This is a genomic window from Rhizobacter sp. P5_C2 (genome assembly GCF_054049715.1).
On sequence record NZ_JBFULV010000129.1, the window covers coordinates 1 to 16,010 of the forward strand.

Below are 16,010 nucleotides of genomic sequence, written 5' to 3' on the forward strand. Positions count from 1 at the left end.
GGCTGGCTGGCCGACGGCACGCCGTTCTGGTTCAGCGCGGCCGGCACCAGCCGCACCGCGCTGCGGGCGCAGGCGCCGTGGATCGCGCGGCAATGGTCGGCGCACGGGCTCGCGGCGCCGCGTGACGATGCCGACGCGCTGGCCGCCCAGCCGTGCATCGACGTGCGCTTCTTCCAGCGCTACCCGATCCAGGCGGTGCTGCGCGCCGATGGCAGCGCGGCACCGGTCGGCGCGTTGAACGGCCGCCACCGCGTCGTGTTCCGCAACGGCACGCAGTTGCCGATCGACGCGCTGCCGGCCTTGCAGCTGCGTGTCGAGGCCGAAGGCCCGGTGATCACCGCTCGCCTGCCGCTCGAAGACTATGTGGCCCGCGTCGTCGACCGTGAAGGCCGCGCGACCGAGCTCGAGGCGGCGCGCGCGCTGGCCATCGCCGCCCGCAGCTACGTGCTGCAGAACGCGCCGCAGGCCGAGGCCTGCCGGCAGATCGCCGACGACAGCCGCACGCAGCGCGTCAGCCCGAATCCGCCCAGCGAGGCGGCCCGCGCCGCGGCGGCCTTCACCGATGGCCTGGTGATCCGCGGTGCCGAAGTGCGCTACCACCTCGACCAGGCGTCGCCCGGCGTGCTGTCGTGGCAGGCCGCGGTGGCGGCGAGCCGGCGCGGCGACGGCTTCGAGACCATCCTGCGCGCCACCTGGCCCGGCATGACGCTCGCCGGTGCGCAGGCCGCGGCTGACTGCGAGGCCCTGCCGCAGGCGCACGCCTGGCTGCTGCAACGCCAGCAGCGCTGGCGCGAGCTGCTGCGCCGCGAGGCCGGCTACCAGCCGCTCGGCGCGGAGCTGCGCGTGTGCCAGCTCGCGATGGGCACGCCGCACTCCGACCAGCGGCGGCTCGAGATCCGCGTGCGCGAGTGGCTGAGCCGCGAAGGCCGCGTGACGCTGATCCACGAATACCTGCACCTCGCCTTCCGCGACCACCCGCGCGGCCAGGACGAGGCCTACATCGAACAACTGGCACAGCGATTGGCCGACTCATGAAGATGCTCCTTCCCCTGCTCTTTCCCGTGCTGCTGGCCGCCACGGCCACCGGCGCCGCGGCGCAGGCCGCGATCGACACACCGACCTCCGGCTGGCGCAGCGCGCCGCCGCGCCAGCGCGATTTCGTGCAGGAGGTGCACTACCCGGCCGCCAGCGTCAACGTGAACGGCCGCTCGGCCAGCGCGCTGATCCGCGGCCACATCGGTGCCACCGCGAAGGCCGGTGCCGACGGCGCGCGCCAGCCGGCGCGGCTGGTGGTCGACGGCGTCGCGATGCCCTTGTCGACCGACGAAGACGGCGGCTTCGCGCGGCCCTGGTCGTTCGGCAGCGGCAGTCACGGCGTCGAGGTGCGGGCGCCCGGCGGCGGCGCCGGCAAGCGCACGCAGTTCTACGAGGCCCAGGCCGGCCGCGTGCCGACGCGGCTGCGCGTGGTGCTCAGCTGGGACAGCGACAACACCGACCTCGACCTGCACGTCGTCTCGCCCGACGGCGAGCATGTGTTCTACGGCGCGCGGGTGGCCGGCAACGGCGGCGCGCTCGACGTCGACGTGACGACCGGCTTCGGCCCCGAGATCTTCGCGACGCCCAGCCCGGTGCGCGGCGCGTACCACGTGTTCGTCAACTACTACGGTGCCGGCGAGCGGCGCGACGTGATCACCACCGCGCAGGTCGCGATCGTCGAGGACGAGGGCACGCCGCGCGAGAAGCAGCAGGTGTTCCGCGTGCCGATGCGCAAGCCCGGCGAGCTGACGCTGGTGCGGTCGTTCCTGGTGCCGTGATGCGCTGGCTTGTCGCCGCGGTGGCCGCCTGCGCGTTCGGCGCGGCGCAGGCCGACCCGGACGTGACGATGACGCACCCGCCCGGCGGCTGGACCTACAGCGGCATCTCCGACGATCCCGGCCGCGTCAGCTACGCCTACCCGAGCAACCTGATCGAGCGCGGCGGCCAGCGCCAGCGCACGCTGATCGAGGGCCGGCTGAAGCAGCTCGGCAGCGCGCGCCGCACGCCGACGATGGTGGTCAACGGCAATGCGATGCCGCTGTACACCGGCGATGACGGCCGCTTCGCGCGGCCCTACGCCTTCGGTCCCGGCTCGAACGGCATCGAGATCCGCGACGCCGACGGCCGCAGCCGCAAGCGCGTGCAGTTCTACGAGGCGAACCGGCTGAAGACGCTTGCCAAGGTGCGCATCATCCTGGCCTGGGACGACCCGCAGGCCGAGCTGGACCTGCACGTGATCACGCCGGACGGCCAGCATGCGTTCTTCGCGAACCCGGTGCTCACCGACGGCGGCGGGCTCGACGTCGACAGCGTCGACGGCGCGGGACCGGAGATGTTCTCGACCACCGCGCCGATGCCGGGCGTGTACCACGTGTACGTCAACTACTGGGGCAACTTCGGGCCCGGCGGCTACCACTTCGACGAGTCGACGCGCCAGCAGCCGGTGATCACCGCCCGCGTGACGCTGGTGTTCGACGAGAACACCGGCGCCGAGCGGCGCGAGACCTTCACGGTGCCGATGCGCAAGATCGGCGATCTGATGCTGGTGCGGTCGGTGCGGCGTGGGTGAGGGAGTTCAGCCGCTGAACGGAGGACCTTCCCAATTCGAGAGGGCTAGAAATAGGCCTCACCGCTGGGCCAGTGAACGGTACGAGTTTCGGGCAGTCCCTCGAGCAGGGTCTCCAGAAATTTGATCGCCAAGGTGAGTGCACTCAGGGGGTCGATGCCGCGGATGTCAGCCAGCCTGCCGAAATAGCCGTGGACCGCGACCGGGCAGGCGGCTTCGATTCCCGGCTCAGTCCAGTAGGGCTGACCGATGGCCAGGCGAACCTCGCCCCTCTGCCCTGTTTCGCGATCGTGCAAAACGAGTGTTCTCTCGACGACAGCCGTGAAATGTTCTTCCATCATGGGCAACCTTTCTTCAGACGCTGTCGTTGTTGGACTTGTCGAGATAGTGCCGCGGCAAGTTCAGGCGACCTGCGGTGAAGGTGTCGGCTGCTAGAGGGAACTTGCGATTCCTCGATACCACGATGAAGGGCAAGCGCGCAGGAATGCGTCGCGCCGCTGCTCGGCCGCATCCAGTTGGCCGGCCTCTCGCAGCGCGTAGAACTCATCGACCAAGGCCATCGTTCGCCTGTTCCACAGACTGTCTGTGGAGGCGATCCTTGGAATCAATTCCCCGAGCAAGGCCTCATCGAAGGCCTCGCCGGGAAGAATGTCTTCACAGAGTAGGCGAAGCAGTTGCAAGTGCTCTGATGAGATCTCGGAACCTGGGGAGAACTCCCCACTTCTGAATTCACGGATCAGTCCATAGGCTGCCGACAGGAGGTCTTGTTTCATGGGCACGAATTCTTCTTCGGTTTGCACATATCAAAAGGCCAATCTCCGGTTGCTGAACCCTGGCAGCGGCTCATGCAGGCCTCGCAGCTGCCTGTCCATCCATAGTTCACACAGTTGGCGTAGGTGCGAATGCAGAAGTTCTTGTCGTCCTTTGGCCAAGGCTCTGCGCCGGGAAGTGTGTCATCGGGAGGGACCGGTGGCCAGACCGGCGCCTTTTGGAGCGGCGCCTCCGGATTTGCCGGACCGACGGTTGGTTTCGGCAGGACCAAGTCTCGGCAACCTTGAGAAAGAAGACAACCGGCGAGGATCGCTGGCAGGAGTGCCGGCAGGGTCTGTGCGTTCATTCCATTCGGATCGACAAGGCTGAGCGGATTCCCATCGACATAGGTATATGTCGACACGCTTCCGCCAGCCAGTCCAATAGGGTCCGACTGCGTGTAGCCGCCTTTCGAACTGTCAAGGCTGCGTCGGTAGTTGTAGAACAGCCCGCTCTCCGCATCCGCGTACTGCCCCGGGAAGCGCAGGTTCTGCGTGAAGACGCCGAGCCCGCTCGGGTTGACCTCGGGCGCTGTCGTGCCGAATGGCTCGGCGAACCACTGCCAGCGGGTCGCATTGTTCATGTCGACGACGAGCCGCGGCGCGTTCAGGTGATCGGCGTGGATGTAGAACACCAACGGCGCACCGCTTGGGTTCGCTGGGTCCGGCATGAATATCGCCACCGGGATGTCGTCCAGCCAGATGTATTCGCGTAGCGCCTGTCCCGCTTGGTCGTATTCCCCGAGCAGTTCGCCGTTGAGCCCGTACACGAAGATGACCGTGCTGCTCGCTCCCGCGCTCGTCACCTTGCGGATGCGCCGCTTATCGGCGTCGTAGGTGTAGGTGCCGGTGATGCCCGCCTTCGTGATGCTCGCAAGCGATCCGCTCAGGCCGTAGATCGCCGTGTAATTCGGGTTGTCGCTGGTCGTGTTCCCCGCGTTGTCATAGCCCAAGCTGCGCGCCGGGTTCGTGATGCTCGCGAGCCGATTGCTCGTCGCCTCGACGTTGTATACGCTCGGGTTGCCGTTCAGGCTCAGGCCGGTGCGGTTGCCGTTCGGGTCGTACGTGATGGCCCAGCTGCTCGCGACTGTGGTGACCTGTGTGATCCGGTCGTTCTCGTCATAGCCGAAGCTCTGGTCCAGCGCCGGCTGCGGGATGCCGTCGTTGGCGCTCAGGTGCGTGAAGCTGATGATGCGATCGGCCGCGTCGTAGGTCACGTCGCGGAAGACGTTGCCGAGCCGATACCGGGTCACGCGGCCGCTCAGGTCGAAGAAGCGCTCGTGCGGCACCGTGCCGGCGGCCATGTTCCAGTTCCAGCGGTTCACCGGCCCGAACGGCTCCCACTGGATGTCGGTGAGCAGCGGTGTGGGCGTGCCGTTCGCGTTCTCTGCAAGACCGATCCCGGTGACGTGTCGGCTGGTGTAGCTCTGCACGACCTTGCGGCCTGACGGATAGGTGATGCTGGTCAGCCGGCCCAACGTGTAGCCGTAGCTCGTGGTGCTGACGATGGCGGTGCTGTTGGCACCTGCCGCCGGGCTCACGGACTGCACCGCTTCGAGCACTCGTCCGCGCTGGTCGTACTTGAAGCGCGACCAGCCGTTCGGATGATCGGTGCGGCTGAGGCGGTTCGCGCTGTAGCTGTAGTCCGGCCCCTTCAAGTCATAGGCCCAGTTCACCCTCTGGCTGGGCTGACCGCTCTGGCTGTAGACCAGCTGCGTCAGCCGGTCCATCGCGTCGTACGTGTAGCCTTCCAGCACGCCGCGGCTGTCGGTGCGGGTCGTCAGGTTGCCGATCTCGTTGTAGGTCTGGCTCGCCGTGCCGGTGTCGGGGCTGATCAGCTGGGTCGCGTTGCCGAAGCCGTCGCGCGGGTATTGCGTGACCAGGCTCCTCGGGTCGGTGACCTTCGTGGTCCGATCGCCACCGTCGTACTCGATGCTCGTCTTGCCGTTCTTCGGATCGGTGTGGTCCTTCACCCGGTACAGCGGGTCGTAGCTGAGCTTGGTCTCCAGGTTCAAGCCACCGGGGTCGCGGATGATCTTGGTGCGGTTGCCCTGGGCGTCGTACTCGTAGCGGGTGACGGGCGTTGGTGAAACAGGAGGCGGCGGAAGCTCTGCATGGCAGGGCGTGATGAGCAGGCAGGTCGCAACAACAAGGACCCCTGCGCGGGTCGTCGTCTTCATCGTCGGATTCCGGTGAGCGATTGGTGAGTGGGCGTCGTCACAACTCTGAAGGGGACTGCTTCGACGACGCGGTTCAACCCATTGGAACCAGCGAAGAGGGCCGGCGCAAGCGCATCGACCGGCTGACAACGACGCCATGCCAAAGCCGCATGCCCTCTACAGCAATTGGCATGCGGACCGACCACCGACGCGGGCGCGATACTTGCGCGCTACGACCTCACCATGCGCATCAAGCACGTCGAAGTCTTCAACGCCATCATGCTGACCGGCACCGTCAGCGGGGCCGCGCGCCTGCTGCACGTCACGCAGCCCGCCGTCACGCAGACGCTGCAGCATGCCGAGCTGCAACTCGGCTACGCGCTCTTCACCCGCCAGCGCAACCGGCTCGTGCCGACGCGCGAGGCGCAGGCGCTGTACCCCGAGGTGCAGCGGCTGGTCTCGCAGCTCGAATCGGTGCGGCGGCTCGCCGGCGCGCTGCGCGGCGGCCAGCAGGCCGCCCTGCGCATCCTGGTCGTGCCGTCGCTCGCGGTGCATGCGCTGCCGCAGGCGCTGGCGCTGTTCCGCCAGCGCCACCCGGCGGTGCCGGTCGCGATCCGCACGCTGCATTCGCAGGAGATCGCGCAGGCCATCGCGCTGCAGGAGGGCGATGTCGGCATCGTGTTCGGCCACAGCCCGCACCCGGCCGTGCAGCAGGTGCCGGTGGCGCAGGGCCGCATGGTGTGCGTGTCTCTGGCCACGCCGGCGCGCAGCGGCGACCGGCGCAGCACGATCGAGCTGGCCGAGGTGCTGCGCAGCAGCTTCATCCGCATCGACGAGCGCGACCCGATCGGCGCGATGCTGGCCGAGCAGTGCGCCCGCGAAGGCCTCGCGCCCGCCGGCGGCATCACCGTGCAGACGCACCACATCGCGATGACGCTCGCGGCGCAGGGCTTCGGCCCGGCGCTGATCGATTCGTTCACCGCCGCGGCCGCCGACGAAACGCTGCAGGTGCGCACGCTGGTGCCCGAGGTGCCGGTCAGCATCAGCGCGCTGCTGCCGCAGGGCGAGCGCTCGCCGCAGCCGGCCGACGACCTGATCGACGCGTTCCGCCGCGTCGTCAGTCCTGCAGCCTGAACGGCGCCGCGTCGATCGACGGCGTGCGGCCCTGCATCAGCTGCGACAGCAGCCAGGCGCTGCCGCACGCGAGCGTCAGGCCGAGCGCGCCATGGCCGGTGTTCAGCCACAGCCCGCCGATGCGCGTCGCGCCGATCAGCGGGCGCGAGCCCGGGGTCGCCGGGCGCAGGCCGGCCCAGGGCTCGGGGTCGCCGGTCTGGAACGCGCCGGGGAAGGTGTCGGTCGCGGCCTGCAGCATGGCCTCGATGCGACGCGGATCGATGCGCAGGTCGGCGCCGCGCAGTTCGGCGAAGCCTGCGATGCGCACGCGCTCGCCGAGCCGCGCATAGACCAGCTTGCGCGCCGCATCGGTCACGCTGACCTGCGGCGCCCGCGCGGCGTTGGCGATCTGCAGGCTGATGCTGTAGCCCTTGATCGGCTCGATCGGCAGCGGCACGCCGAGCGGCTTCAGCAGCGCGGCCGCACCGGGGCCGGCCGACACGACGAAGGCGTCGGCCTCGATCTCGCGCTCCGCGCCGCCGGCATCGATGCAGCGCAGCGCGTGCACGCGGCCGTCGCGCTGCACGAAGCCGGCGACGCTGGTGTCCATCCGCCAGCGCGCACCACTGGCCTCGGCCAGCGCCTGGCTCAGCTGCTGCGCATCGGTGACGGCTTCATCGGGCGTCCAGACGCCGAACGCGATCGGCGCGCGGTCGTGCGCGAGCGCCGGCTCCTGCCGCCGACACGCGTCGGCGTCCAGCACGCGCTGCCGGCAGCCGAAGCGGGCCTGCCAGGCGACCTGCCGCTGCGCCGCGTCGCGCTTGCCGGCGTCACGATGGATCACCAGCTTGCCCGCCTGGCGCACCTGCACGCCGAGCGGTCGCTCGGGCGGCGCTTCGCGTTGCCAGCGCGCCAGCACGTCGCGGCTCAGGAACGACAGGCGCAGCAGCGCTTCAGTGGTCTGCTGCACGCGCGCCTGCGTGCAAGCGCGGATGAAGGCCGCCAGCCAGCGCCAGTGCGACAGCTGCCAGCGCGGCTGCCACGACAGCGGGCTGTCGCGCGACAGCAGCCAGCCCGGCAGCGCGCGCAGCGCGGCCGGCGTCGCGAGCGGCTCGACATAGCTGTAGCTGAGCTGGGCCCCGTTGGCGCGGCTCGCGCCCTGGCCGGGGCGGTCGGCGGCATCGACCAGCGTCACCTCGAAGCCCTCGCGCGCCAGCGCCATCGCGGTGGCGCTGCCGATCACGCCGGCGCCGATGACGCAGACGTGCTTCATGCAGGCACCGCGCCGGTGGGCGCTGCCGCACGCTGCGCCTGCGACCAGGCGACGACGGCGCGCGCCAGCGCATCGGTCGCGTCGATCACCGGCAGGCCGAGCGCCGCTTCGTCGAGCACCAGCGGCAGCTCGGTGCAGCCGAGCAGCAGCGCCTCGGCACCGCGCCGCTGCAGCGCGTGCGCGGCCTTCAGCAGCAGGTCGCGGCCGAGCTCCGGTGCACCGGCCTTGACCGCGGCGATGCCCGGCATCACCCAGTCGACCATCTCGGGCGCGGTCGGCAGCACCCAATGTGGCCGATGCTGCAACGGATGCACCGATGGGCGGTTCAGATAAAGGCCCGAGGCCAGCGTTGCATCGGTCGCCAGCAGTCCGACGCGGGCACCCGGCGCGCGCCGCGCCAGTTCGGCGAGCGCGGCGTCGGCCAGGTGCAGCATCGGCAGGCCGAGCGCCGACTGCAGCGCATCGAACCACAGGTGCGCGGTGTTGCACGGCAGCACCACCAGCCCGGCGCCCGCTGCCGCGAGCCGCTCGCCGCAGGCGCGCAGCGCCGGCAGCGGCGATTCGCCTTCGCCGCGGAAGGCGGCGGTGCGATCGGGCACCTGCGGGATGCTGCTGACGATCATCGGCACGTGGTCCTGGTCGCATTGCGCCGGTGTCGCGGCCAGCACCTTGTGCAGGAAGTCGAGCGTCGCGAGCGGCCCCATGCCGCCGAGCACGCCGACCAGGCCGGGCACTGGCAGGGGAACCGGCACCGGCGAGGGCACGATCGCGCCCGCGCCGCGTGCACCGCACGCTGCGTCGTTCATGGCTGTGTCTTGTCGAGGAAGGAAGAGGGCGGGGGGCCGCTCAGGTCGCCGGCTTGTCGCTCAGCGCCTTCAGGTTGTCGCGCAGCTCCTGGCTCATCGGCGCCTGCAGGTTGATGCCCTTCGGCGGGATCGGCGACTGGAACCACTTCTTGTAGAGCGCCTCGAACTCGCCGCTCTGGATCAGCCCGGCGATCGTGTCGTCGACCAGCTTCTTGAAGGCCGGGTCCTCGCGCCGCACCATGATGGCGTACGGCTCGACCTGGATCGCCTCGCCCACCACCGCCAGCTCGGCCGGGTTGGCGGCGCTCGCCTTCAGGCCGTACAGCAGGATGTCGTCCATGCCGAACGCGACCGCGCGGCCGGTCTGCACCATCAGCGCCGATTCGGCATGGTCCTTCGCGCCCAGCAGGTCGATGCCGAGCTTCTTCTCTTCGTTCAGGTTGCGCAGGATCTTGTAGTTGGTGGTGCCGGTGGTCGACACGACCGGCTTGCCGGCCAGGTCGGCGAGCGACTTCACCGGCGTGCCGGCCTTCACCAGGAAGCGCGTGCCGGTGTAGAAGTAGTTGGTCGCGAAGGCGACCTGCTTGCCGCGCTCGCTGTTGTTGGTGGTGGAACCGCACTCGATGTCGATGGTGCCGTTCTGCAGCAGCGGGATCCGGTTGGCCGAGGTCACGGCCTGCAGCTGCACCTTCAGGTCGGCGCGGCCGGTGGACTTCTTCACCGCCTCGACCACCTTGTTGCAGATGTCGACGCCGAAGCCGACCGGCTGCGCCTTGTCGTCGAGGAACGAGAACGGGATCGACGACTCGCGGTAGGCGACGCCGATCACGCCGCTCTGCTTGACCTTCTCGAGCGTGGTCTGGGCGGCCGCGAGCAGCGGGAGCGCACAGGCGAGGAGGGACAGTGCACGAAGGGAACGCAGCGACATGGGGAGGTCCTCGAACAGCGGTTGCGGTGCGAGGATGCTAGCGAGCTTCGTGCCGGGTGAGGCATCGGATCTTCCCCGGGCCCCATCAGCCAGCCTTATGGAGGATCAGCGCTCGACCTGCACGCCCTTCCAGAACGCGACCCGGCCCTTGATCTGCGCGGCCGCCTCGCTCGGCTCCGGGTAGTACCAGACGGCATCCGGGTTGGCCTCGCCGTTCACCAGCAGGCTGTAGTAGTGCGCCTGCCCCTTCCACGGGCAGCTGGTGCGGTGGTTGCTGAAGCTGACGTATTCGCGCTTCAGGCTGTTCTCGGGGAAATAGTGGTTGCCCTCGACGACCACCGTGTCGTCGCTCTCGGCGATGGTCACGCCGTTCCAGACTGCTTTCATGCGCGTTCCTTTCGTGTCGCTGACGCGTGCGATGGTAGCGGCGGGGGTGCCGGCACCCCCGTGTTTGAAGGAAAAGCCCGCTGTTGCGCCAAGGCCGTTTGGGCTTATCGTGGTCACGGCCGCTCGATCGGCTCGCCCGGGGAGGCATCACTGCCCCACACGAGGTCGTTGGACACATGCTTTCAGCGCAGGCCCGTTTTCGCCGTCGCAGCCTGGCCTGGATCGGCTGGGCGCTTCCGGCCATCGGTGTGATGGTGATCGCTTTCATGTGGGCCTTCGTGCTGCACAGCCTGGCGGCCGAGCGCGCCCGGGTGGTCGCCGATGCCTACGCGAAGGCGCGCAGCCTGAACCGCGCGTTCGAGGAGTACACCGAGCGCGCGCTGTCGCAGCTTGACCAGATCACCAACTTCGTGGCCTACGGCGTCGAGCAGCGCGGGCGCGACGTGGACCTGCCGGGCCTGCTGCGCCGCGGGCTCGTCACCCAGCCGGGGCTGGTGGCGCTCTACGTGGCCGACGCCGACGGCCACGTGATCGCGTCGACCGGGCAGGGCCTCGGGCTCAACGTGGCCGATCGCGAGCACTTCAAGGTGCATGTCGACGGAAAGACGCCGGGGCTCTACATCAGCAAGCCGCTGGTCAGCCGGGTCAGCCAGGCCTGGACCGTGCAGCTCAGCCGGCGGCTGCAGACGCCGCAGGGCGCGTTCGCCGGCGTGGTCGTGGTGCTGACCGACCCGTCTTATTTCACCCGCTTCTACGACGAGCAGCAGCTCGGCCGCGAGGGCGTCATCAGCTTCGTCGGGCTCGACTGGACGGTGCGGGCGCGGCGCTCCGGCGACCGCCTGTGGTTCGGCGAGACGGCCGGCAACAACTTCCTGATCCACGAGCTGGCGCGCGCCTCCGAGGGCACCTACAGCGCGACCAGCCGGCTCGACGGCGTGCCGCGCCTGCTGGCCTACAAGCAGCTCGCCGACCGGCCCTTCGTCGTGTTCACCGGGCTGGCCGAATCGGAGGTGCTGGCCGAGCACGAGGCGCGCCGCCGGGCCGAGCTGGAGGTCGCCGGCGTCGCGACCGCGGTGTTGCTGGCCGTCTTCGGCGCGCTCAGCGTGCTGGTGCAGCGGCTGCGGCGCAGCGAGCGGCAACGCCACCTCGCCGACCGGTGGCTGCGCGAGGTCACCGACAACCTGCCGGCGCTGGTCGCCTACATCGACACCGCGCAGTGCTTCCAGTTCTGCAACGCAACCTTCCAGAGCTGGCTCGGCCTCGACCCGGCGGCCCAGGTCGGCCGGCACATGGTCGAGGTGCTGGGGCCGGCGATGTACGAGGCGCGGCGCGCGGCGGTGGAGCGGGCACTGGCGGGCGAGCGCGTCGAGTTCGACGTCGAGACGCCGGTGCGCGGCGAGATCCGCTGCCTGCACAACGTCTACATCCCCGACCCGGCGCGCGACGGGCGCATCCGCGGGCTGTACGCACTCAGCAGCGACGTGTCGGCGCAGAAGGCGGTGGAGCGGCAACTGGCGGCGCTGGCCCGGGTCGACGCGCTGACCGGGCTGCCGAATCGCCACGCGCTGAACGAGCGCCTGCACGAGGCGCTGGCGCGCGCCGAGCGCAGCGGCGACCTGCTGGCGCTGATGTTCCTCGATGTCGACCGCTTCAAGTCGATCAACGACCGGTTCGGCCACGGCACCGGCGACCGCGTGCTGAAGGAGTTCGGCGACCGGCTGCGCGGCAGCGTGCGCTCGACCGACACCGTAGCGCGGATGGGCGGTGACGAGTTCGTGATCGTGCTCGAGGGGCTGGGCACCGACGTGGAGCCGACCGCGGTGGCACAGAAGATCGTCGCGCAGATGAACCGGCCGTTCGAGGTCGACGGGAAGGTGCTGATCGTGACGACGAGCATCGGCGTCGCGTTCCATCGGCATGGCAACCTCGACCCGGCGGCGTTGCTGGCACGGGCGGATGGCGCGCTCTATGCGGCGAAGACGGCGGGGCGCAACACCTTTCAGCTGTCCTTGCTGTAGCCGCTACGCATACCGCGCGGCGGCCTTCGCGAGCCGTGCCGCGATGGCCGACGCGAGCGCCTTGTCGCCGGCCACGACGACGCTGTCGCCGTGGCGCAGGATGTCCATCGTCAGCTCGGTCGGGTCGCTGTACGGCACCTGCAGTTCGTAGCGGCCGTCGTCCAGCCAGCGCGCCTTCTGCTGCGGATGCCACTCTTCGTTCGCCACCCATTGCGCCGCATCGGGCTCGAACACCAGCGTCGCCCACTTCAGCGTGCTGCCGGTGCCGCTGTAGATGCCGTAGCCGGCGTCGAGCGCGGCTTCGAGGTCCTTCACCGCGACATGGCGGGCGCGCGTGTCGAGCGGCCGCGCCTCCTGCACCGCATCGAGCGCGAAGCGGCGCAGGCCGTCGCTCGCATGGCACCAGGCGTCCAGGTACCAGGTGTTGCGGTAGTTCACCAGCCGCTGCGGCGACACCTCGCGCTCGCTGGTGCTGCGGTCGGTGCGCTTGAAGTAGCGCAGCCAGATGCGCTTGCGCTGCACCAGCGCGCTGCCGAGCAGTTCGAAGTACCGGCTCGGCGTGCGGCGCCGCGCAGTGACGATCATCCTGACGCGGCGCATCAGCTCGCGCGCCTCGCTCTCGTCGGCGCCCAGCATGCCCTGCAGCTTGTCGACCATCGGCTGCAGGTGGCGCGACAGCACGCCGTCGTCGTCCAGCCCCGCCATCAGCTGGTGCATCGTCAGCAGCGCGTGGATCTCCTTCTCGCTGAACCACATGCCGGGCAGCTCGTGGCGCGCGCCGGGCAGCGCCTGCGTGTCGCCGTGCTCGAAGCGGTAACCGTTCTCGAAACGGTCGTAGACGATCGGCGCGCTGAGCCGGTCGCGCAGGTACTGCAGGTCGCGCTTCAGCGTGGCCGGCGAGATGTCGAGCTCGGCGAGCAGCGCGTCGAAGCCGACGCAGCCGCGGCTGCGCAGCAGCAGTTCGATCTTGTAGAAGCGTTCGGTGCGGTCCATGGCGATATCCGTGGGCGGTATCAGTCGGGTAGCTCACCAGATGAGCCAGCCGCGCGAGCATACCCGGATGTCTTTTCGGGGCCACGTGCACCGGTGGCTCATCTGGTGAGCTACCCGGCCGCAACACTTCGCTCCATCGCTGCATCGCGCAGCGGAACTTACGGAGCCGAACGATGACCCTCTCTTTGCCGACGTCCCTGCCGACCCCCGCCTTGCCGAACAGCCTGACCGCGCACGAGCACATCGGCTTCGAGCTGGGCTGGGACTACGGCCACTACGGCGTCACGCCGCCGGCACCGTACGCCAACGAACCCTCGCCGCTGCGCAACGGCTGGCTGTCCGGCCAGGCCGCCTTCGGCTCGCGCACGCTGCAGCCGACGCCGCCCGTGCGCAAGTGGCTGCAACTGCGGCTGCACGCCTGGCTGCGCGGCCGCAGCGTCGAGCTGGTGCAGGTGACGCCGCACTACCTGCAGCAGATCGACGTGAGCCACTGCCCGATCACGCGGCTGGCGCTGTCGTCCGACACGACCGAACGCACCGATTCAACGATCGCGTCGATCGACCGCGTGCGCAGCGATGCCGGCTATGCCGCCGGCAACCTGGCGGTGATGAGCGCCAAGGCCAACCACGCGAAGGCGGCGCATGGTTACCGCGACGCGCTGCAGTTCGTCAAGCTGATCGAAGGCGGCCCGCTCGGCGGGCTGAACGGGCTGACGGCCGAGCAGTGGTCGCGCGTCGCGGTGCTGTGCAGCTTCGTCGAGCCGCTGACACATGAAGAAGCGAGCGCGCTGCCGCTGCTGGTGCTGCCGCCGAACCGGCTGCGGCTGTTCAACCCGGTGCAGGCGCTGCAGGCCTTCATCAGCCAGCAGCTCACCGCGCCGGGCTGGAGCCACCGCATGACGCGGCTCGAAGACCTGCTGCCCGGCAAGCTGCTGCGGCGTGCGTTCCAGACCTTCTTCCATGCGCTGCTGCCGCGCGTGCTCGAGGCCGGCCGCAACAGCACGCCGCAAGCGCTGCGCTGGGCCATCGAAGACGCCTGGCGCCAGCCGCTGGTGCAGCAGCGCTGGACGCTCTTCGCGCGCCAGCTGACGGCGGCGCAGTGCGAGGCACTGGTGCAGCGCGCGAGCGCCCGGCAGCTCGGCACGGTGCGCATCGAATGCGTCAGCGACGAGCAGGCGACCGACGGCTGGGACATCGATTCGCGCGGCTACGTGCCGCACGCGGTGCTGATGCGCCGCACGGCCGGCGGCGTGCCGCGCCGGCTGCGGCCCGATGCGTTCCCGCCGGCCGGCGAGCCGCGCCAGGCGAGCCTGCCGCTGCAGTGAGTTGAGCAAGGATCTGCGACACGGTTCTCGGGGAGGAGAAGAGGAGCCGCAGGGGGTGGGCGGGAAGCGCAGGGAGGACGGAGGACTGTAAAAGGTGCTTTACATCGGCGGACTTCGTGCCTAAGATGGAATGGAAAGCAACCTTTACATGGCCTACCGATGATGAAATGCTTCTCGCCCATCCCCCGCCGCTATCTGTTCGAGCTCGGTGCCGCGATGCTGGCCTATGGGCTGGTGCTGTGCAGCTCGATCTTCCTGCTGAAGACGGGCTACTTCGAAGGCCCGTCCGCGACGCTGGTGGCGCTGCTGCCGACGCTTCCGTGCATCGCCGCCTGCTGGGCGATCCTGCGTCAGTTTCGCCGGCTCGACGAGCTGCAGATGCGGGTGCAGCTCGAAGCGCTCGGCTTCGCATTCGCCGGCACGGCCTTGCTGACCTTCAGCTACGGCTTCCTCGAAGGGGTCGGCTGGCGCCCGTTGTCGATGTTCACCGTGTGGCCGTTGATGGCGGTGTTGTGGGTCGTCGGCGGCCTGATTGCCGCCCGGCGCTACCGTTGAAGAACCGCCTGAAGACGCTGCGGGCGGAGCGCGGCTGGTCGCAGACCGAGCTGGCCGAGCGCCTGCAGGTGTCGCGCCAGACGGTCAACGCGATCGAGAACGAGCGCTACGACCCGAGCCTGCCGCTGGCCTTCCAGATCGCCCGCACCTTCGGCCTGCCGATCGAGGACATCTTCGAGGCGCCCTGAGTCGTCACCCCCTAGAAACTAAATCAATCGTTTGATTTATTTGATAGAGTCCCGGCCCATGTCGGCCAACCTCTCTGAAGCACCCCAGGCCCCGCGCGCGCCGCGCAGCGATGGCGAGCAGTCGCGCATGCGCCTGCTGCTGGCCGGGCTGCGCCTGTTCGCGCAGCACGGCTACAACAAGACCTCCACCCGCGAGATCGCCGAGGCCGCGCAGGTCAACATCGCCGCCATCAGCTACTACTTCGGCGACAAGGCGGGGCTGTACCGCGCGGTGTTCGCCGGCCCGCTGAGCACGCCGGCCGACGACATCGCCCGCTATGCCGACCCGGCGATGACGCTGCCCGACGCGCTGCACGGCCTGTACGCCGGCTTCCTCGAGCCGCTGAAGCATGGCGACATGACGCAGCAGTGCATGCGCCTGCACGTGCGCGAGATGCTGGAGCCGACCGGCGTCTGGCAGGACGAGATCGTCAACGGCATCAAGCCGCGCCACGAGGCGCTGGTCGCGCTGCTGGCGCGCCACCTGGGGCTGCGCCGTGCCGACGACGAGCTGCACCGGCTGGCGATCTGCATCGCGGCGCTGGGCGTGCACCTGCAGATCGCGCAGGACGTCACCGACGCGCTGGCGCCGCGCCTGAACAGCCACCCGCGCGCGCTCGACCTGTGGTCCGAGCGCCTGGTCCTGTATGCGCTGGCGATGGTCGACGCCGAAGGCACGCGCCGCGCGGCGCTCAAGAAAACCGACAAGAACGCAGACAAGAACGCACCCAAGAAAGAGGACAAGCGATGACGACACCGACCCGCGCCGCCCTGCTGGCGGCCACGCTGGCCGCCGTGGCGGGCCTGGCCGGCTG

General features: G+C 69.5%; 17 protein-coding genes. 9 read left to right on the forward strand and 8 right to left on the reverse strand.

What is annotated here, in order from left to right; genetic code table 11:
- The 3 genes from ACXJLU_RS29355 to ACXJLU_RS29365 all read left to right on the forward strand — a co-directional run.
- Positions 1 to 1,035 (forward strand): DUF2300 domain-containing protein (locus ACXJLU_RS29355; protein ID WP_457337113.1); only part of this gene is annotated, 1,035 nt, incomplete at its 5' end.
- The gene (locus ACXJLU_RS29360) at positions 1,032 to 1,814 is read left to right on the forward strand and encodes a YfaP family protein (RefSeq protein WP_457337115.1); all 783 of its coding nucleotides are present in this window, start codon (positions 1,032 to 1,034) and stop codon (positions 1,812 to 1,814) included. The genes ACXJLU_RS29355 and ACXJLU_RS29360, both read left to right, overlap by 4 nt.
- The gene (locus tag ACXJLU_RS29365) at positions 1,814 to 2,605 is read left to right on the forward strand and encodes a YfaP family protein (protein ID WP_457337117.1); all 792 of its coding nucleotides are present in this window, start codon (positions 1,814 to 1,816) and stop codon (positions 2,603 to 2,605) included. The genes ACXJLU_RS29360 and ACXJLU_RS29365 overlap by 1 nt, the downstream gene beginning before the upstream one ends.
- A gap of 44 nt (positions 2,606 to 2,649) precedes the next feature.
- Here ACXJLU_RS29365 and ACXJLU_RS29370 read toward each other — a convergent pair whose 3' ends face one another.
- The 3 genes from ACXJLU_RS29370 to ACXJLU_RS29380 all read right to left on the reverse strand — a co-directional run bounded on the left by ACXJLU_RS29370 (position 2,650) and on the right by ACXJLU_RS29380 (position 5,591).
- Positions 2,650 to 2,940, reverse strand: a complete 291-nt coding sequence (locus tag ACXJLU_RS29370) for a hypothetical protein (RefSeq protein WP_457337119.1) — start codon at positions 2,938 to 2,940, stop codon at positions 2,650 to 2,652.
- A gap of 93 nt (positions 2,941 to 3,033) precedes the next feature.
- A complete protein-coding gene (locus ACXJLU_RS29375; protein ID WP_457337121.1) occupies positions 3,034 to 3,375 on the reverse strand; it encodes a hypothetical protein in 342 nt (113 codons plus the stop codon).
- Positions 3,372 to 5,591, reverse strand: coding sequence for an RHS repeat-associated core domain-containing protein (locus ACXJLU_RS29380; RefSeq protein WP_457337123.1), 2,220 nt, complete (start codon positions 5,589 to 5,591; stop codon positions 3,372 to 3,374). Before ACXJLU_RS29380 ends, ACXJLU_RS29375 begins: the two co-directional genes overlap by 4 nt.
- A 222-nt stretch (positions 5,592 to 5,813) precedes the next feature.
- On the opposite strand from ACXJLU_RS29380, the gene ACXJLU_RS29385 reads away from it, so the two are divergent.
- Complete coding sequence (locus ACXJLU_RS29385) at positions 5,814 to 6,704, forward strand: LysR family transcriptional regulator (protein ID WP_457337125.1); 891 nt, start codon at positions 5,814 to 5,816, stop codon at positions 6,702 to 6,704.
- Here ACXJLU_RS29385 and ACXJLU_RS29390 read toward each other — a convergent pair.
- The 4 genes from ACXJLU_RS29390 to ACXJLU_RS29405 form a co-directional block, all read right to left on the reverse strand.
- Positions 6,688 to 7,956 carry a D-amino acid dehydrogenase gene (locus ACXJLU_RS29390; RefSeq protein ID WP_457337127.1) on the reverse strand — a complete coding sequence of 423 codons (1,269 nt, stop codon included), beginning with the start codon at positions 7,954 to 7,956 and terminating at the stop codon, positions 6,688 to 6,690. The two genes, ACXJLU_RS29385 and ACXJLU_RS29390, sit on opposite strands and share 17 nt — an antisense overlap.
- Entirely contained in the window at positions 7,953 to 8,762 is an 810-nt protein-coding gene (cuyB, locus tag ACXJLU_RS29395) for a cysteate racemase (RefSeq protein ID WP_457337129.1), read from the reverse strand. The genes ACXJLU_RS29390 and cuyB overlap by 4 nt, the downstream gene beginning before the upstream one ends.
- A 40-nt stretch (positions 8,763 to 8,802) precedes the next feature.
- Entirely contained in the window at positions 8,803 to 9,690 is an 888-nt protein-coding gene (locus tag ACXJLU_RS29400) for an amino acid ABC transporter substrate-binding protein (protein WP_457337131.1), read from the reverse strand.
- Positions 9,691 to 9,795: 105 nt separating this feature from the next.
- On the reverse strand, positions 9,796 to 10,077 hold the full coding sequence (locus tag ACXJLU_RS29405; protein ID WP_457337133.1) for a DUF427 domain-containing protein: 282 nt from the start codon (positions 10,075 to 10,077) through the stop codon (positions 9,796 to 9,798).
- Positions 10,078 to 10,253: 176 nt separating this feature from the next.
- On the opposite strand from ACXJLU_RS29405, the gene ACXJLU_RS29410 reads away from it, so the two are divergent.
- Positions 10,254 to 12,095, forward strand: a complete 1,842-nt coding sequence (locus ACXJLU_RS29410; protein ID WP_457337135.1) for a sensor domain-containing diguanylate cyclase — start codon at positions 10,254 to 10,256, stop codon at positions 12,093 to 12,095.
- A 3-nt stretch (positions 12,096 to 12,098) separates the two neighbouring features.
- Here ACXJLU_RS29410 and ACXJLU_RS29415 read toward each other — a convergent pair whose 3' ends face one another.
- Positions 12,099 to 13,088: a helix-turn-helix transcriptional regulator gene (locus tag ACXJLU_RS29415; protein ID WP_457337137.1), complete on the reverse strand. Its 990-nt coding sequence runs from the start codon at positions 13,086 to 13,088 to the stop codon at positions 12,099 to 12,101.
- A 173-nt stretch (positions 13,089 to 13,261) separates the two neighbouring features.
- On the opposite strand from ACXJLU_RS29415, the gene ACXJLU_RS29420 reads away from it, so the two are divergent.
- From ACXJLU_RS29420 to ACXJLU_RS29435, 4 genes are all read left to right on the forward strand, one after another.
- Positions 13,262 to 14,413 (forward strand): hypothetical protein, encoded by a 1,152-nt coding sequence (locus tag ACXJLU_RS29420; RefSeq protein WP_457337139.1) that lies wholly within the window; start codon positions 13,262 to 13,264, stop codon positions 14,411 to 14,413.
- A gap of 159 nt (positions 14,414 to 14,572) precedes the next feature.
- Positions 14,573 to 14,968: a hypothetical protein gene (locus ACXJLU_RS29425; RefSeq protein WP_200799017.1), complete on the forward strand. Its 396-nt coding sequence runs from the start codon at positions 14,573 to 14,575 to the stop codon at positions 14,966 to 14,968.
- A complete protein-coding gene (locus ACXJLU_RS29430; protein WP_073467724.1) occupies positions 14,965 to 15,156 on the forward strand; it encodes a helix-turn-helix transcriptional regulator in 192 nt (63 codons plus the stop codon). The genes ACXJLU_RS29425 and ACXJLU_RS29430 overlap by 4 nt, the downstream gene beginning before the upstream one ends.
- 58 nt (positions 15,157 to 15,214) lie before the next feature.
- Entirely contained in the window at positions 15,215 to 15,946 is a 732-nt protein-coding gene (locus ACXJLU_RS29435; RefSeq protein ID WP_457337142.1) for a CerR family C-terminal domain-containing protein, read from the forward strand.
- Positions 15,947 to 16,010 lie beyond the last annotated feature (64 nt).

Excerpts from the sequence above, each read along its gene's own strand:
- ACXJLU_RS29435 (WP_457337142.1), top strand. The coding sequence starts at position 15,215 with ATGTCGGCCAACCTCTCTGAAGCACCCCAGGCCCCGCGCGCGCCGCGC.
- ACXJLU_RS29410 (WP_457337135.1), top strand. The coding sequence starts at position 10,254 with ATGCTTTCAGCGCAGGCCCGTTTTCGCCGTCGCAGCCTGGCCTGGATC.
- ACXJLU_RS29420 (WP_457337139.1), top strand. The coding sequence starts at position 13,262 with ATGACCCTCTCTTTGCCGACGTCCCTGCCGACCCCCGCCTTGCCGAAC.
- ACXJLU_RS29405 (WP_457337133.1), bottom strand. The coding sequence starts at position 10,077 with ATGAAAGCAGTCTGGAACGGCGTGACCATCGCCGAGAGCGACGACACG.
- ACXJLU_RS29365 (WP_457337117.1), top strand. The coding sequence starts at position 1,814 with ATGCGCTGGCTTGTCGCCGCGGTGGCCGCCTGCGCGTTCGGCGCGGCG.
- ACXJLU_RS29380 (WP_457337123.1), bottom strand. The coding sequence starts at position 5,591 with ATGAAGACGACGACCCGCGCAGGGGTCCTTGTTGTTGCGACCTGCCTG.
- cuyB (WP_457337129.1), bottom strand. The coding sequence starts at position 8,762 with ATGAACGACGCAGCGTGCGGTGCACGCGGCGCGGGCGCGATCGTGCCC.
- ACXJLU_RS29385 (WP_457337125.1), top strand. The coding sequence starts at position 5,814 with ATGCGCATCAAGCACGTCGAAGTCTTCAACGCCATCATGCTGACCGGC.
- ACXJLU_RS29375 (WP_457337121.1), bottom strand. The coding sequence starts at position 3,375 with ATGAAACAAGACCTCCTGTCGGCAGCCTATGGACTGATCCGTGAATTC.
- ACXJLU_RS29390 (WP_457337127.1), bottom strand. The coding sequence starts at position 7,956 with ATGAAGCACGTCTGCGTCATCGGCGCCGGCGTGATCGGCAGCGCCACC.
- ACXJLU_RS29400 (WP_457337131.1), bottom strand. The coding sequence starts at position 9,690 with ATGTCGCTGCGTTCCCTTCGTGCACTGTCCCTCCTCGCCTGTGCGCTC.
- ACXJLU_RS29370 (WP_457337119.1), bottom strand. The coding sequence starts at position 2,940 with ATGGAAGAACATTTCACGGCTGTCGTCGAGAGAACACTCGTTTTGCAC.
- ACXJLU_RS29425 (WP_200799017.1), top strand. The coding sequence starts at position 14,573 with ATGATGAAATGCTTCTCGCCCATCCCCCGCCGCTATCTGTTCGAGCTC.
- ACXJLU_RS29360 (WP_457337115.1), top strand. The coding sequence starts at position 1,032 with ATGAAGATGCTCCTTCCCCTGCTCTTTCCCGTGCTGCTGGCCGCCACG.
- ACXJLU_RS29415 (WP_457337137.1), bottom strand. The coding sequence starts at position 13,088 with ATGGACCGCACCGAACGCTTCTACAAGATCGAACTGCTGCTGCGCAGC.